Below are 15,406 nucleotides of genomic sequence, written 5' to 3' on the forward strand. Positions count from 1 at the left end.
ACAAGGAGATCTGTTCAAAAATACTGCTCTCTGGCTGTACTTTTAGTGGGGATGACCATAAACCTCGGCATTAATGAAAAGAAGGCTTTACAAGCCTTTGCTGAGTGAGGATACTACAAGGACCCTAATATTGATAAGGACTGGCATGCTTTTATGAACGTAATAACTAATGATATGTTCAATGTAAAAGTTACAGTAGATTCAAATCCGCCTGTTTCTCAAGATATATTTTATCCAAGCAGTGGGTATATTATCATTAACATAAAAAATTCAGAAGTAGAAATGGGTGTAGCTCATGTAAATTATATCCCTTAGTAATATACCATCTCACTCTATTCTTTCACAGACCGATAAATATATCCAATTCTGTTACCAATCTGTCAGATACCATGCCACAGAATCTTAATGAAAAGATAAATGATGTGCTTGCAGATCGACAATTGTCAATAAGTGCTATCACCAGGGAACTTAAGGAAAAGGGTTTCGTTGAGCATAGGCTGGTATTGACGGGATACTTGCGGGCCCTTCGTGATCTTAAGAAATTGCAGGAAATTGAAGTCCCGCCGTCCAAAGTATACAAACGCCTAGAATCTCAGGAAAAGTCAACAGACATTTATTCTCTTATAGGTGATCAGATAAAGAATCTGGATATGGAGATACGTCTCCCTCTTGCTGTTTGTATTCTGTCTAAGTTATTTAAGCGACCAGTGTTCAGGGAAGAACTTGCACATCTTGGTATCAATAATAAGACTGTAGCTAATTACCTGGAATCTTCTTCCTGCATGGTAACTGTTTCAAGGGATGAGAACCTGAAACTCTATCGTAGTGGGATCACAAGGATTTCAATACCTGTAAACGATCCTGCATATGAAATAGAGGCCGAAGATGCAAAAATGGTCACTATGGCAAATATGGTGCTGCTGGAAACTATAAAGGATCTTGTGGATATAAGCGGGCTTACTCCTAAGACAAAGCAAACAAAGCTTTTATGATATCATTTGTGAATGCATCATCTATTGGTCTAAATAGTAATCTATCAGGCAGTGATAATTTGGAAGATAGGCAAAATTCTCTTATTCAAATGCAGCCCATTGGATATGTGCATAATAAGTTCAAAGAAGCTGTTTTTGATGAGAATATGTATTCTTCGATATCACATATAGTCTTGAAAGTAGAGCTACAGGATGGTCTTAAAAATATAACTGATTTCTCTAAAATCTATGTGTTATTTTATTTTGACCGCTCAGAAGATTACAAACTAATACAGAAGCGTCGTTATGATGGTAAGATGTCTGGTGTTTTTGCTTCAAGGTCTCCTAAAAGACCTAATGGTATAGGTCTTACGTTAGTGGAATTGCTGGAAGTTAAAGGGAATGTACTTACTGTCAGGGGTCTGGATGTTATTGATGGCACTCCGGTCCTGGATATAAAGCCGTTTATAGAAGATGTAACAGGTGATAGGGTACGACCTGCATAAACATAGCATGCGTGCAAATGGAAGTGGCACACTGTTCAAAAGCTGACAACTTAAAGAAAGCAATAACTATGGCAGAGAAGGCTGTGTTATCAGGTGCCGATATCGTCATATTCCCAGAGGTTTTCTCTACTGGCTTTTGTTATGAAAAAATAACTTCTCTTGCAGAGTCTTCTCCATATCCGTCTCTAGATGAACTTATTGAGTTATCAAAGAACAAAGAATGTGTTATTATAGGCTCTATCATTGAAAAGCAGTCTATTTCAGATAGTTTTGCATACTACAATCTTGGTTTCTGTGTGGAACATGGAAAGCTCATAGGTATTTATCGCAAATCTCATCCTTTCAAACAGGAACGCAAATATTTTACCGCAGGGGATAGCATCCTCCCCATTACTCTTGAAAAATATGGTCTTACAATTGGATTGGAGATCTGTTATGAATTGCGCTTTCCTGAAGTTGCCAGGAAACTAGCCCTTGCAGGTGTTGACTTTCTGGTTACTATAGCTCAGTTTCCGAATCCACGAAAACATGCATGGAGGACTCTTGCTCTTGCCAGAGCTATTGAGAATCAGATGCCTCACATAGCCTGCAACGTAGTCGGTTCTTCTCCCACTTCCTCATTCTTTGGAGGTTCTCTTATCATTGATGCAGCAGGGAATGTGCTTGCAGAGGCAGATGATAAAGAATGTATCATTATGCATGCAATTGATACTGAGAATACTTCAAAGGTCAGATCAGATATTCCTGTTTTCTTAGACAGGCGTGCAGACCTTTATTGATCTTTTTTATTAAGACGAAACTTTTTTCAATTCACTCATCAAATTTTATGCTGACGCTTCCCATTTTACGAGCCAGAGTTTTGGAAAGCATTCCTGATTCCATTCTACAAACATGCAGCACAGCACAGGGGACTAGGCAGATAGGTGTACATTGTAATTCTTGGGCTTTGTTCATTACATAGTTATCTTTTATAGCCATTGTTTCCATGATGGGAATTTCCACGTGAGACATTTTTTTTATTTTCTCACAGGGGGTTTCAATATCGATAATAATATTCTTCCCGTCCAGTTTTCCATGAACTTTGTGCACAAACCCGCATATATTGGAATTTACTGTAACGCTTGAAGGCATGTGTTATCAACTCCCTTTTACTCAACTCCTAAATTGTATATTAATCTTATTTTTGCTGTGACTGTAAAAAGAAGTGATGAAATGAAATAGGCCAGGTCCTTAAATAAGAATTATTTGATCTACAGATAGCCCTACACTGTAGATTCGGACACAGCTATCGGGGATTTTGAGAGCATCTTTATGAGTTTTTCCTGATCATAGTGGAAGTTATGGATATTGTATCCCCCAAGTGGGCATCTGCCAGTCCTGCCAGGGCCATGGTAATCGGAGCCACCTGTCATGAGCAAACCGTATGAACGGCATAGTTCTAGCATAGATTTGACTTGTTGCCAGTTGTTTTTTCCATAGAATACTTCGAAACCATCAATACCACACTTTACGAAATGGTCCACTACATCAGCAAGTAATGGCAAACTGTTATACTGGTCCAGCGTACGGATCAAGTGTGCTCCAATAGCTTTTCCACCTGCTCTATGAATTATGTCAATAGCTTCTTCTATCTGGAACTTTTCAACATCTATGAAGCACTGAGACTTTTCAGTGAGCCACAAGTCATGAAATTCATAAGTGGACATGTCTCTGTTGACAACTGCAAGTGCAATATCATGCTTTGTGATAATGCCCTTTGTTGCTTCAATACGTGCGTAGTCAACAAGCCATCCATGGGAAGATAGCAGGTCCACAAGTTCATCAGCATATTTCCATGCACGCTTTTTTGTAATCTCAAGCTTCTTTTGAAGATATGCATCATCTTGGTCAAAACCGTAACCTAGTAGATGTATTTCAATACCCAGCGGGTCAAAGTTAGTTGTGAACTCTATGCCCGGAATAAATTGTAGTCCCAATTTTTTGCATTCCCTTTCTGTAGATTCAAGTCCATCTATCGTATCATGATCAGTGACACTGATAGCTTTCAATCCCATATCCCTTGCTTTTGTGACTAATTCTGAGGGGTAAAGGTCTCCGTCGGAATAGATGGTATGCATGTGCATATCTGAAATAATTTGAATACTAACACCTCACTCGTATTTTTTGCTGTTGGCTTATAATGAATTTAATGTAAATAGATTATAGCAAAATGTATAGGCTATATTGATTCTGTTTTCTAGAATGGTGATCGTTTTTTATAATAACTGCTTTTGCAAGATTTTATCCCATATTTCGAAGTTGAAATGGGATTGCAGTTAGCGTATCGTTCCAGCACTGAATCAGCGCCTATTGGATAGTTTTCTCTCACGTTTTTCCTCTCCTCGAGTAATCAGTAATATATTTTAATTAGTATATAAAACTCCCCGTATGTATAATTCGCTTAATATAAAAAAGTTCAGAGGCATATGAATTTCACATTGTCATATATTAAAATGAATAGGATACTTATAGTATGAACTTGATTTTATAACAGATAAAAGCTGAATGAATAGATATGTCTAGCAGAGAAAGAGATATGGCTATAAGATACCTCAATAAAGGGGTATCTTTGAAGGAGAAAGGCCTTCATGCAGAAGCACTTGAGAATTTCAAAAGGGCAGAAGATCATTCATGGAGTGCTTCATCTCCAGCTCTTCTGGCTACGGTCATGCAGAACCTTGGAGAACTGCTGCAGACTATGGGTGATGAGAATGAAGCTTTTGATCAATATTCTCATGCAGTTGAAAAATTAGAACGGCTGGTTGAAGGTAATCCCTCTTTTAAAGAGCAATTAGCTATTACTCTTAGCAAGTATGGGTCTATGCTTGTGGATAGAGGAAAAGAAGCAGAAGCTAAGGCTGTGTACGAGAAAGCTATTGTTCTTTACAGGGAGCTTCGCAGAGAATTTCCACGAAATGTGCAGATTCGATCCAATATGGTTTCTACTTTGAACAACTTGGGCGGATTGCTTGCAGATATGGGCCTGATTGATGAGGCTCAATGGAAGTTCGATAAAGCATTAAAAATGCTTGATAACAAGCAGTGTGTTGCAGAGAATTATACCCATTGCTTTGAGAAAAAGGCCATGGTGCTGGAAAATCTTGCTAATTTGTTGAGTGAGAAAGGAGAACCTGAACAGGCAAGAGAGGCTCTTGAAAAGGTACTTAATATCTATTTCTCCCTGCTCGATCAGGGTCATATGCCAGATCTTTACAGAGAAAGAGTTGCTTCAGTTCTCAATAGAATGGCTCATTTACTGGTATCTCTGAACAGAAAGGAGGAGGCATTGCAAAGTTACAACTCTCTGGTGCAGATGTATGATGAACTTGCAGGTGTAGAGCCAGAAAATGCTGATCTTAATGTTGAAAAAGCATTAGTTTTGAGTAACATGGCCGATCTTCTTGAAGGGCTGCATAAGGAAAAAGAAGCCGTCGACAAATATGAGGAAGCACTGGATATACTGCTCAAATTGAAGAATGAGCTGAAATCTGAGAAGTATTCTTCAATTATCATTCCTATACATCTGAATCTTGGAAAATTGTTCATTTCTCAAGGCAAAGTTACGGAAGGTCTTGAAAAACTGGACGGTGCTTTTGTTATCATATCCTCTTCCTCAGAGGAACAGGATCTTCCTATCATTGACCTTGGCTATTCTTGCCTCATGCATGCATGTGAAATATTATCCGAAAAATCAGATGATGAAAATCCGATATTTTTCGAAAAACTGCTAGATCTGCATAGCAAGCTTGGCATGTACACGATCCCTTCTCAAGGTATGTTGTGCAAGGCGAAGATAATGGAAGCTCTCGGAAGGGCACAGCTGAATAGTGGAAAAAGTGAAATTGCTATCGGAAACCTTACTGAAGCTATAGACATATACCGAGAACTTATGAATATGGGTGATCATTCATCAGAAATATCTGATTTGTCAGATCTAATAGAAGCAAACATGTCTTGCATTACGGAAGATGATGAACTTGATGTCATCTCTTGTGAAATAAGTGATATTTTGGAAGAGGAAGATGTTGAGCCTGAAATGATAGAAGCAAACATGTCTTGCATTACGGAAGATGATGAACTTGATGTCATCTCTTATGAAATAAGTGATATTTTGGAAGAGGAAGATGTTGAGCCTGAAATTATCGCAGAGAATGGGAGCATTATGGATACACAGGAAAGATTAGCCGACCTGGCACTTGATAAAGGAAGATATGAGCAGGCATTTGATCTATATCTGGAACTATATTCTGCCGATAAGTCAAGGGAAGGTTTGCTTAAAAAAGCTGCAGTTGTACTGGGAAATCTGGAAGCTGATATGCATCTTAACAGACGGTCAGGTAGTATTCTGAAGGACATGGAATTCCTTGTTAAAGGATATACTGCGCTTGCTGGCTTTGAGCCTTCAAACTCTGAACATAGGCGTAATCTTGCAGCCATTGAAAAAGAGATGGGAAGCATGTTGCTTGACACTGGGCATGTGGACGAAGCGAGACAGAGTCTAGTGAAAGCTCTTGACAATTATCTCTTGCTACTAGGTATGCCAGGTAACAAGCATCATCTTAAAGGTACTTATGCGGTCCTGAAGGAGCTTACGGCTCTTTTGCCAACCATTGGTGACAAGGAAAGGGAACTCAAATGCCAAGAGAAGATCTCTAAGAGTTATTCTCTGATGTGTGAACTTGATCCTAAGGATGCAGGGCTTGTCGAAGACCTTGCGACTTCCCTTGATCATCAGGCTTCGTTATTAGCAAGCCTGGATAGAAAAAAGGATGCTTATGAGATTCTTAATCAGGCTCTGGATAAATATGAATTACTTTATCAGCTCGAATCTTCCTACAAACATGCTGGAAAGGCTGCTGTAGCCATGAACAATATGGGTGCATTGCTTGCCAAGATGGGTAAAAAGGAGGAAGCAAAGCAGATGCTTGAGGATGCTTTGAGGATCTATAACTATTTGCTTGATCAGGAGCCTGACAACACAGAGCACATGGTGCATGCAGCCTGTACTTTGGATAATATGGGTACTCTTTTTGGGAACATGGACAGGCTGGAGGATGCAAAGCATATGTACCAATCAGCTTTGCAGATGTATATGGATATTACTGGTGTTAACCCGGATGATACTTCATGCAATGAGTATGCGGCCACTACAATGGAAAATCTGGGTTCTGTGCTGGAACGCATGGGCAGGCGCGACGATGCCAAGTGGATGTACGATAACGCGAATAAATTGAGAATTGGAGAGGCTTGATTTTTCCTTCTCTTTTTTTCATCATATCGAATCTACTCTTCTTTTTCTATATGGGTTCTGAAGAAGGTATCAGGAAGGTCCAACTACAATCATTTTAAATTCTCATAATACAATTATAAAAGATTTAACTACACTTTCTACAAAGAGATATATGCAGATGTACACCTGCTTGCAATATGTGTGTATGTGCATACACATATATTATAAAATATTTAAACGTCAGCTCAAAAAATCCAAAAGCCCCGGGCGTGATTTGAACACGCGACCTAGTGATTACAAGTCACTCGCTCTGCCGGGCTGAGCCACCGAGGCATATATTTATGGATTGTATGCTCTACATAGCATAATAACAGATAAATTTTATGGTATTTTCAGGTGTGATCATGTGGCAGGATATATCTCGGATAGGCAGAAAGCTGGTGCAGGGTGGTCTTGTGGAGTCATATTTTGGCAACATCAGTGTTCGTATGGGGGACAAGATGCTCATTACCCGAAGTGGTAGCGCACTGGATGAGCTTACACCTGACAAGGTGATAGAAGTGGACGTATGCGGCACTTGTGCTCTGGATGTGCTTGCTTCTTCCGAAACTGTGGTTCATCGGGCTATTTACAACAACACTTCAGCATTAGCCATAGTGCATGCTCATTGTCCCTATGCTGTAACCATGTCTTTGCTAGAGGGGGAAGGCTGCATCGCCCCACTTGATAGTGAAGGCAGGTACTTTCTCGGTGATATTCCTATAGTTCAGGGTGGTATCGGCTCCGGGGAGCTTGCCGGCAACCTTGTGGAAGCCCTCTCTGTTTACAAAGCTGCTATTGTACATGGGCACGGTACATTCGCTATTGGTAGGGTTCTCGATGAAGCTTACGTGCTCACCACGCAAGTGGAGCACTCCTGCCGCATCAAGTACATGCACGACCTAATGCGCAAGTAAACTGACTCTCAAAAAATAGTTCCAGTTAGAAAAACGAAAGAAAGACATTAATCTGAAAAAGCCGTTATAGCATCACACATGACTTCTGATTCCCTACGTCCATATGTTACGCAGTTAATTTCACCCCTTGCACATAGGGTAGCAGATGCAGGTATCACTCCAAATCAGATATCTCTGTTCTCGCTGATATTTGCCGTATTATCCGGGATTTTTTATTATTACTCGTTTTCAAATCCTTTCTTAGTATTGGCCGGTGCTTTTATGGTTTTCCTCAACTCTGTATTTGATGCTATTGATGGTCTTATGGCAAGATATCTCAAAACAGCCGGTCCAAAAGGAGACTTTATTGATCATGTAATAGACCGCTATGCCGATGTCATAATTATTTGCAGCATCTTCTTTGCAGGTCATGTGCAGTGGCAGATAGGGGTCATTGCTATAGTGGGTGTCCTCATCACCAGTTACCTTGGAACTCAGGCTCAGGCTCTGCATCTTGGAAGGTATTATGGAGGTATAATGGGAAGGGCAGACCGGCTTTTGCTTATCATGGCAGCATCTTTGATCTATTTTGCATACCCTCATCAAGTATTCATGTTCAATCCCTTGGGCTGGGTCATGGTAATAATTGCGATTACAAGCCACATTACAGCTTTCCAGCGCATCTGGCATATCTGGCAACAACTCTAAATTAATTATTTTCTCCATTGACTTGTTTTTTACTTCTCAACTGTAGATCTTTTTATTGCACTGTGTGGTCTCATCATCATTATGATGGAAACAGCCCCGAAAGATATATAATAGATAATCATGTACGATAGTTGTCAACAAAACTAATCATTTATCATGAAGGTTGGGTGCTTTAAAAATGACATCAAATATTGAACGCTGCTACCAATGTGGGCAATGCACCGCTGTTTGCCCGATGGCTGAACAAGAACAGGCCTACAAAATCCGCAGATTCCTGCAGTTGGAAAAAATTGGTAAAAATAGTGAAGGGCAGATGAATATTCCTTTCATATTCTACTGTACGACCTGCTATAAGTGCCAGGATAATTGTCCTCAGGGCGTAAAAATAGTTGATGCTGTATTAGCTATCAGAGAAGCCGCAGTTCACAATGGGACCATGCTGCAATCACACAGAAAAGTCGCTCAGATGCTTATTGCCAGCGGCCATGCAGTTCCAGTGAATGAAGAAGCCAAAAAGAGAAGGCTGAACTTGGGTCTGAGCGAACTGCCTCCAACTGTGGCAAGTTCAGAAAAACAGCTTGCTGAAGTCAAGATATTGTTGCATCTTTCTGGCTTTGACCAGTTAGTTGCTGAAAAGACTGAAGAAAACTTACCTACAATTAAATCAATGGCTTTCAAGACTTGTAACCAGGTTTTTGCTGAGGGAAAGGCATGACCGAACTTTCCTTGTTTTTGGGATGTGTCGCACCTAACAGATATCCTGGTATAGAAGCTGCAACCAAAAAAGTGTTCTCAAAGTTAGGCATAGGTCTTGCAGACCTTGAAGGAGCATCATGCTGCCCAGCTCCGGGAGTATTCAAGTCCTTTGATAAACTTACATGGTTGACTCTGGCATCGAGGAACATCACACTGTCTGAAAGAAAGAATGATGACATTCTTACTGTATGTAACGGATGCTTCAGTACTCTTAAGGATGTCAATGACATGCTTAAAGAGGATCCAAATCTTAAAAAAGATGTCAATTTGAAGCTTTCAGAGGTCGGGCGCGAGTTTAAAGGCACCCAGGATGTGAGGCATGTAATTGAATATCTCTATCAGGAAGTCGGTACTGACAGGATAAGAGAAGCTGTTACGAATCCATTGAACCTCAAAGTTGCTGTGCACTATGGATGTCATCTAATTCAGCCACTGAAGGAATCACATGTTGAGATAGCTGAAAACCCTACATTCTTTGATGAACTTGTGGAAGCAACAGGTGCCACAAGCGTGGACTACGAAGATAAGATCAGCTGCTGTGGTGCTGGAGGAGGGGCAAGGACTGCAATTCTCGATTCAACTTTGAAGATGGCAGAAAAAAAGCTCGAGCACATGACAGAGGCCGGAGCAGATTGTGTTGTCAATGCATGTCCGTTCTGTCACCTGCAATTTGATGCGGGTCAGGCAGAGATCAATCAGAAATTCGGAAAAAACTATCATCTCCCTGCATTGCATTATATGCAACTTCTGGGACTTGCCATGGGTTTCTCTCCTGAAGAACTGGGTATCTCACTTAATGTAATCGATAGTACTAGTTTTATTGATAAGATAAAAATGATAACTTGTGATAAAATATGTGCTACAACGTAATGTCAGCACCATATATACTTTTAATTATATATCACATTTTAAACCATGCATATATTTATAAAACTAATCTTTTACAGATAACTGGCAATTAATGATCATATAAGCTATGCTACCGGATCAGCCCGGAGATAAAATATGGCCCAAGACGAATCAATCACTGAAACTGAAAATGCGAAAGACGTCCGAATCGGAGTCTTTGTATGTGAGTGCGGCACGAATATAGGCGGTGTTGTTAACTGCCGCGCTGTGGCAGATTATGCTGCCACATTACCCGATGTTGTACACTCCGTGGTCAATAAATATACCTGTAGTGACGCAGGACAGTCAGAGATCAAACAGGCGATAAAGAATCATAATCTTAACCGTGTTCTTGTAGCTTCATGCACTCCCAAGACTCATGAGCCTATCTTTAGGGCATGTGTGGAAGAAGGTGGTCTTAATCCGTACCTTTTTGAATTCGTAAATATCAGGGAGCACTGCAGCTGGATACACATGCAGGATAAGGATAGCGCCACAAAGAAAGCAAGTGAACTGGTACGCATGGGTGTTTCCAGGGCCCGGCTTCTCGAACCACTTCAATCCAATGAAGTTCCTGTCACGAATAAAGCTCTTGTCATTGGTGCAGGTGTTGCAGGAATGCAGGCTGCTCTTGACATTGCTGATATGGGATACAAAGTATACCTGGTTGAGAAGAATCCCTCTATTGGTGGAAAAATGGCTCAGCTTGACAAGACATTCCCCACCAATGACTGCAGTATCTGTATCCTTGGACCAAAGATGGTTGAAATTGCAAGGAACAAAAATATTGAACTCATGACCTATTCCGAAGTAGAGGAAGTGGATGGTTATGTAGGTAATTTCAAAGTCAAGGTAAAGCACAAACCGCGCTTTATTGACACAACTACTTGTACTGGTTGTGGATTATGTGTGCAGAAATGTCCTGTAGAGGTACCTTACTTTGAATTTAATGAAGGTATAGGAACCCGTAAAGCTATTTATGTTCCATTCCCCCAGGCAGTTCCACTAAGGGCAGTTGTGGACAGGTCTGTCTGTATAGACTGTGGTGCCTGTATCAAGACATGTGAGAGCCACTCAATTAATATGGAACAAAAGGAAACGTTCTCTGATATTGAAGTAGGCGTTATTGTTGTTACTACAGGTTATGATATCTACGATCCGGAACCAAAACACGACTTTGGTTACGGTCTATGTGATAATGTTGTCACAGGTATGGAGCTGGAGCGTCTTCTCAATGCCAGTGGACCTACCATGGGCAAATTGGTCCGTCCCAGTGATGCAAAACCACCAAAGCGTATAGGTTTTGTCCAGTGTGTGGGTAGCAGGGACAAGAATCGTAACAGGTATTGTTCTGGGTTCTGCTGTATGTATGCATTGAAGGATGCACAGCTTATCAGGGAAAAATATCCGGATTCTGAAGTCTATATAATGTACATGGACATTCGGTCACCTTTCAGGAACTATGAGGAGTTCTATGACAGAGCCAGAGATATGGGCATCAAATTCATCCGCGGAAAGCCGGGTAAGGTGGAAGAGGATAAGAATGGTACTGTAACTGTACGCATTGAAGATACGCTGACAAGCAACCTCTACAACCTTGAGCTTGATCTGCTTGTTCTCAGCGTGGGTGCAGTTGCGAGCGAAAGTTCAGAGCATATAAGGCAAATCTTAAAGGTCAGCAGGGCAGCAGATGGGTTCATGATGGAAGCACATCCAAAACTCAAACCAGTTGATACGACTCTGGATGGTATATTCATCGGAGGCGTGACCCAGGGCCCCAAGGACATCCCCTACTCAGTATCTCAGGGAAGTGCCTGTGCTGCCAGAGCAACTAGGTATCTTGCACAAGGTAAGGCAACAACAGAAGGTATTACTGTTGAGGTGGATGATGACATCTGTGTAGGCTGTGGTATATGCGTACCAATGTGTCCTTTCCAGGCTTTGTCTCTTAATGATGGAAAACTGAATATTATCAAGGCACTATGCAAGGGTTGTGGAACCTGTTCAACAGCATGCCCCACAGGTGCATTGCAGCAAAATCACTTCAAGAACGAACAGCTTCTTGCTCAGGTAAAGAGTGCTTTCACATTCGAAGGAGAATAAAAATGGCAGAAAAAGAATGGGAACCAAAAATAGTAGCTTTCTGCTGCAACTGGTGCAGCTACGGCGGTGCAGATACGGCGGGTATGGGTAGGTTCCAGCAGCCCTCCTCTTTAAGGATCATCAGGGTCATGTGTTCAGGACGTATCGACCCAATGCATGTCTTTAATGCTTTCCTTGAAGGCGCAGACGCTGTATTAGTTACTGGCTGCCATCTAGGTGACTGCCATTATGTTAATGGTAACTACAAAGCTGAGGTAAGATACCAATTCCTTGAAGAGATGGTAAAGCAACTTGGACTTGAACCTGAAAGGCTTCAGCTCAATTGGATCAGTGCAAGTGAGGGAGAAAAGTTTGCAAATTTTGTGCGGGATGTCACTGCAAAAATTAAGGAATTAGGTCCAAGCCCATTAAAACCTGAAGGAGTGAACTAGATGGTCGAGGTTGGAGACCGGTTATTGGGTTATGCCACTGATCCGAATGTCCGTAGCAAAGGAGCATCCGGAGGGTTAGTTACTGCTGTTCTGGCTGCTGCTCTTGAGAAAGGATTGGTCGAAGGCGTAGTCATACTTAAGCGCATAGATGAATACGAAGCAGTTCCAGTGATCACCGATGATGTTCAGGAAGTATTGTCTTCAGGAGGCAGTATGCATGCTGTTCCTGTTAATCTGGCAAAATACGTAGTCGGTAAAAAGGTAGCTATGCCAGGAAAGCCATGTGATGTACGCGGTGTAATTGAGCAGGCTAAACGTAATAGCGTTGACCTAAGCAACACCTATATCGTGGGACTCAATTGCGGAGGATCAATGCACCCTGTGCTTACAAAGGAAATGCTCATAAAAATGTATGAGATCGATCCCGAGGACGTTGTTGGCGAGGAGATCGAAAAAGGTAAGCTTATCTTCAAAACGAAAAGCGGTGAGGAGAAATCCATACCAATTGACAAACTTGAGGAAGAAGGATATGGAAGGCGTGAAAGCTGCCGTTACTGTGATGTGAAAATACCTGTCAGTGCTGATCTTGCATGCGGCAACTGGGGTGTTATCGGTGAGCTGGCCGGAAGTGCTACCTTCTGTGAAGTAATGAACGAGAAGGGTAAGCTTCTGCTTGATACTGCTATTGAAGCAGGTTATGTGGAAGTGCGCCCTGCCGATGAAAAATCCATCTCCATCAGAGAAAAGGTCAACAGCGCTATGCTGAAATTGGGCGGTGAATGGAAAGAAAAGGTCTTTGACGAGATACCTGACAAAGACCGCCTCAAATATTACATAGATCAGTTTGCAGATTGTATTGATTGTGGCGCCTGTAAAGAAGTCTGTCCTGCATGCTCATGTGGACCGGATTCTAAATGCACTATGTTCCACAATCTTGCTGATAATTATAAAATGAGTATGTATCACATGGTCCGGCTTCTTCATCTTTCTGACAGCTGTATCGGCTGTGGTCAGTGTGCGGATGTATGTCCTGTTGATATTCCTGTAACCACGATCTTCAGACGTTTTGCAAATCCTGCCCAGAAGAAACGCAATTATGTGCCTGGTATGGATCTAAAGAGGCCTCCCTTCTTGGAGGTGATGTTGAAATGAAAGAATCAATATATCAGACAGTATGTCCAGGCTGCGGTATAGGTTGCGGCCTTTATATAAGGGAGGATGATCAGGGCGCTATTAGCACTGATTTCCTCAAAAGCAATCCTGTGAACCTGGGTAAATTATGCAGGTTTGGAATGAAGCTTCCTCATTACTATTCATCAGGATCATTTAGCAAGGCAGATGGACCAGGTTCAAGTAAGGAAGACGCCATAAGGGACGCTGCTGCAAGACTCAAAGGTGCAGAAAAGGTTGCCATGCTTTCGGTTGGAAATACCACATGTGAAGAGCACATTGCATTTGGGAGGATAGCACAGACCTTGGGTTCTGTGGTAAATACAGGCATACAAGCCTATTCAAAACTGCCTTCTGAGTGTCACTCTTATCTTGAAGGGATGTCATTCCAGGATATTGAACACGCTAATAAGATAGTTCTTTTCATAGATCCTTATGTGCAATATCCTCTGCTGGTCAGGAGGTTGCTTGCTGCCAAGCGCAACAACTCACATATTATCTCTGTAGGAACGAAAGAACTTCATCTTGCAGATGAGAATCTATCTCTAGCTCCCGAACAGTATGGTCAGCTTGGGCTTGATAATAATTCTGTTATCATAACTGATCTGCATCCCCATACAGATGCTAATGACATTGGCCAAGTGATAAATCTCTCACTTGAGACAGGAGCAAAGATGCTTGCTATGAAGCCTTTTGTGAACAGTGAAGGTGTTAATCGGCTCTCACAAGTTAAAAATGATGCACATGGGCTTTCTCAGCTGATGGATGATATCAAAAAAGGAAATATCAAAACTCTTGTTCTTCTTGACAGTGATCCAATTGAACTCATGCCAGACACGGATGAAACTATGGAATCGCTCAAAAAGCTTGATAATCTCATAGTAATAAGTTCAAGAAAGAGCCTGGTGACTGAAATAGCTGATGTGGTTATTTCCACAGAACCTTTGTACAGAAAGGCCGGGACATTTATGAATAGTGAGGGAAGGTTTCAGGAAAACAGTGGAACTGATGTTACTGGTATAAAAGCGCTGTCTTTTCTTAACAAAGAGCTGGGATCCGAAGAGTTTGGGTACGAACAATTACATGAACAGGTTAAGGCTGCTCTTACAAAAGAAATACCAAAATCTGGGCTCTGTAAGATAGAGAATTTAGTTACAGCACCACATACTGACGGACACGTACTGAAATATCTCTATAATCCATTCATGTGGTCCAACCAGCCAGATGATAATGATTTTGTGATTATCAACCTCAATCTGGTAAAAGATCTTAAATTGAAAAAGGGCGGCAAGATAAGCCTGACTTCTGATAAAGGTACCATAAAGATGCGTTACAGCATTGAGAAGTTGCCCGACGGCATGATACTGACTGCCAGAAAATTACCTATATCTTTATCAAATACAATCAATGTAAAAGTGGAGGGATCGTGATGGCAGAGCTCGATAAGGAACAGCAGAAAGCCTTTGTTGATGAAATCATGGCGGCTAACAACCTTAAAGGTGCATCAAAGAAAAGGCTCATTGTATTCCTGTGCGAACGTTATGGCTGGGATAAGCAGAAGGTACAGCACAGACTCAAGAGAGCAACATTGGCCCAGAGATACGCAGAAAGCCATTAATTCAATTTTTGTCACTTGCAGCATCCTTTTGGTACGCCATAAAGATGCTGC

Annotated in this window: 16 protein-coding genes and 1 tRNA gene; 14 read left to right on the forward strand and 3 right to left on the reverse strand. The window is 41.4% G+C overall.

Translation table 11 applies throughout. The features are described from left to right. Positions 1 to 153: 153 nt before the first annotated feature. From ACC612_RS13130 to ACC612_RS13145, 4 genes are all read left to right on the forward strand, one after another. Positions 154 to 315, forward strand: coding sequence for a hypothetical protein (locus ACC612_RS13130; protein ID WP_371855030.1), 162 nt, complete (start codon positions 154 to 156; stop codon positions 313 to 315). Positions 316 to 389: 74 nt separating this feature from the next. Beyond that, a complete protein-coding gene (locus ACC612_RS13135) occupies positions 390 to 992 on the forward strand; it encodes a hypothetical protein (RefSeq protein WP_371855031.1) in 603 nt (200 codons plus the stop codon). Further along, a complete protein-coding gene (tsaA, locus tag ACC612_RS13140; RefSeq protein WP_371855032.1) occupies positions 989 to 1,477 on the forward strand; it encodes a tRNA (N6-threonylcarbamoyladenosine(37)-N6)-methyltransferase TrmO in 489 nt (162 codons plus the stop codon). Before ACC612_RS13135 ends, tsaA begins: the two co-directional genes overlap by 4 nt. After that, complete coding sequence (locus tag ACC612_RS13145; protein ID WP_371855110.1) at positions 1,474 to 2,256, forward strand: nitrilase-related carbon-nitrogen hydrolase; 783 nt, start codon at positions 1,474 to 1,476, stop codon at positions 2,254 to 2,256. Before tsaA ends, ACC612_RS13145 begins: the two co-directional genes overlap by 4 nt. A gap of 31 nt (positions 2,257 to 2,287) precedes the next feature. Here ACC612_RS13145 and ACC612_RS13150 read toward each other — a convergent pair whose 3' ends face one another. After that, complete coding sequence (locus ACC612_RS13150) at positions 2,288 to 2,608, reverse strand: hypothetical protein (RefSeq protein ID WP_371855033.1); 321 nt, start codon at positions 2,606 to 2,608, stop codon at positions 2,288 to 2,290. A 131-nt stretch (positions 2,609 to 2,739) separates the two neighbouring features. Further along, positions 2,740 to 3,594, reverse strand: coding sequence for a PHP domain-containing protein (locus ACC612_RS13155; protein WP_371855034.1), 855 nt, complete (start codon positions 3,592 to 3,594; stop codon positions 2,740 to 2,742). 437 nt (positions 3,595 to 4,031) lie between these two features. Between ACC612_RS13155 and ACC612_RS13160 the strand changes: the two genes are divergently transcribed. Beyond that, positions 4,032 to 6,767, forward strand: coding sequence for a tetratricopeptide repeat protein (locus tag ACC612_RS13160; RefSeq protein ID WP_371855036.1), 2,736 nt, complete (start codon positions 4,032 to 4,034; stop codon positions 6,765 to 6,767). Positions 6,768 to 7,005: 238 nt separating this feature from the next. Here ACC612_RS13160 and ACC612_RS13165 read toward each other — a convergent pair. Continuing rightward, positions 7,006 to 7,079, reverse strand: a tRNA-Thr gene (locus tag ACC612_RS13165). Positions 7,080 to 7,150: 71 nt separating this feature from the next. Between ACC612_RS13165 and ACC612_RS13170 the strand changes: the two genes are divergently transcribed. The 9 genes from ACC612_RS13170 (at position 7,151) to ACC612_RS13210 (ending at position 15,355) form a co-directional block, all read left to right on the forward strand. Continuing rightward, entirely contained in the window at positions 7,151 to 7,702 is a 552-nt protein-coding gene (locus ACC612_RS13170) for an aldolase (protein WP_371855037.1), read from the forward strand. Positions 7,703 to 7,780: 78 nt separating this feature from the next. After that, positions 7,781 to 8,389, forward strand: a complete 609-nt coding sequence (locus ACC612_RS13175) for a CDP-alcohol phosphatidyltransferase family protein (protein WP_371855038.1) — start codon at positions 7,781 to 7,783, stop codon at positions 8,387 to 8,389. 178 nt (positions 8,390 to 8,567) lie between these two features. Further along, the gene (locus ACC612_RS13180) at positions 8,568 to 9,104 is read left to right on the forward strand and encodes a 4Fe-4S dicluster domain-containing protein (protein ID WP_371855039.1); all 537 of its coding nucleotides are present in this window, start codon (positions 8,568 to 8,570) and stop codon (positions 9,102 to 9,104) included. Then, positions 9,101 to 10,015, forward strand: a complete 915-nt coding sequence (gene hdrB, locus ACC612_RS13185; RefSeq protein WP_371855040.1) for a CoB--CoM heterodisulfide reductase subunit B — start codon at positions 9,101 to 9,103, stop codon at positions 10,013 to 10,015. Before ACC612_RS13180 ends, hdrB begins: the two co-directional genes overlap by 4 nt. 135 nt (positions 10,016 to 10,150) lie before the next feature. Next, positions 10,151 to 12,136, forward strand: a complete 1,986-nt coding sequence (locus ACC612_RS13190; RefSeq protein ID WP_371855041.1) for a 4Fe-4S binding protein — start codon at positions 10,151 to 10,153, stop codon at positions 12,134 to 12,136. Between the two features lie 2 nt (positions 12,137 to 12,138). Beyond that, entirely contained in the window at positions 12,139 to 12,567 is a 429-nt protein-coding gene (locus ACC612_RS13195; RefSeq protein WP_371855042.1) for a hydrogenase iron-sulfur subunit, read from the forward strand. Next, positions 12,568 to 13,719: a Coenzyme F420 hydrogenase/dehydrogenase, beta subunit C-terminal domain gene (locus ACC612_RS13200; protein WP_371855043.1), complete on the forward strand. Its 1,152-nt coding sequence runs from the start codon at positions 12,568 to 12,570 to the stop codon at positions 13,717 to 13,719. Continuing rightward, a complete protein-coding gene (locus tag ACC612_RS13205; protein WP_371855044.1) occupies positions 13,716 to 15,167 on the forward strand; it encodes a molybdopterin-dependent oxidoreductase in 1,452 nt (483 codons plus the stop codon). Before ACC612_RS13200 ends, ACC612_RS13205 begins: the two co-directional genes overlap by 4 nt. Continuing rightward, positions 15,167 to 15,355: a hypothetical protein gene (locus ACC612_RS13210; RefSeq protein WP_371855045.1), complete on the forward strand. Its 189-nt coding sequence runs from the start codon at positions 15,167 to 15,169 to the stop codon at positions 15,353 to 15,355. Before ACC612_RS13205 ends, ACC612_RS13210 begins: the two co-directional genes overlap by 1 nt. Positions 15,356 to 15,406 lie beyond the last annotated feature (51 nt).

It is taken from the genome of Methanomethylovorans sp. (assembly GCF_041447285.1).
GTDB lineage: Archaea > Halobacteriota > Methanosarcinia > Methanosarcinales > Methanosarcinaceae > Methanomethylovorans.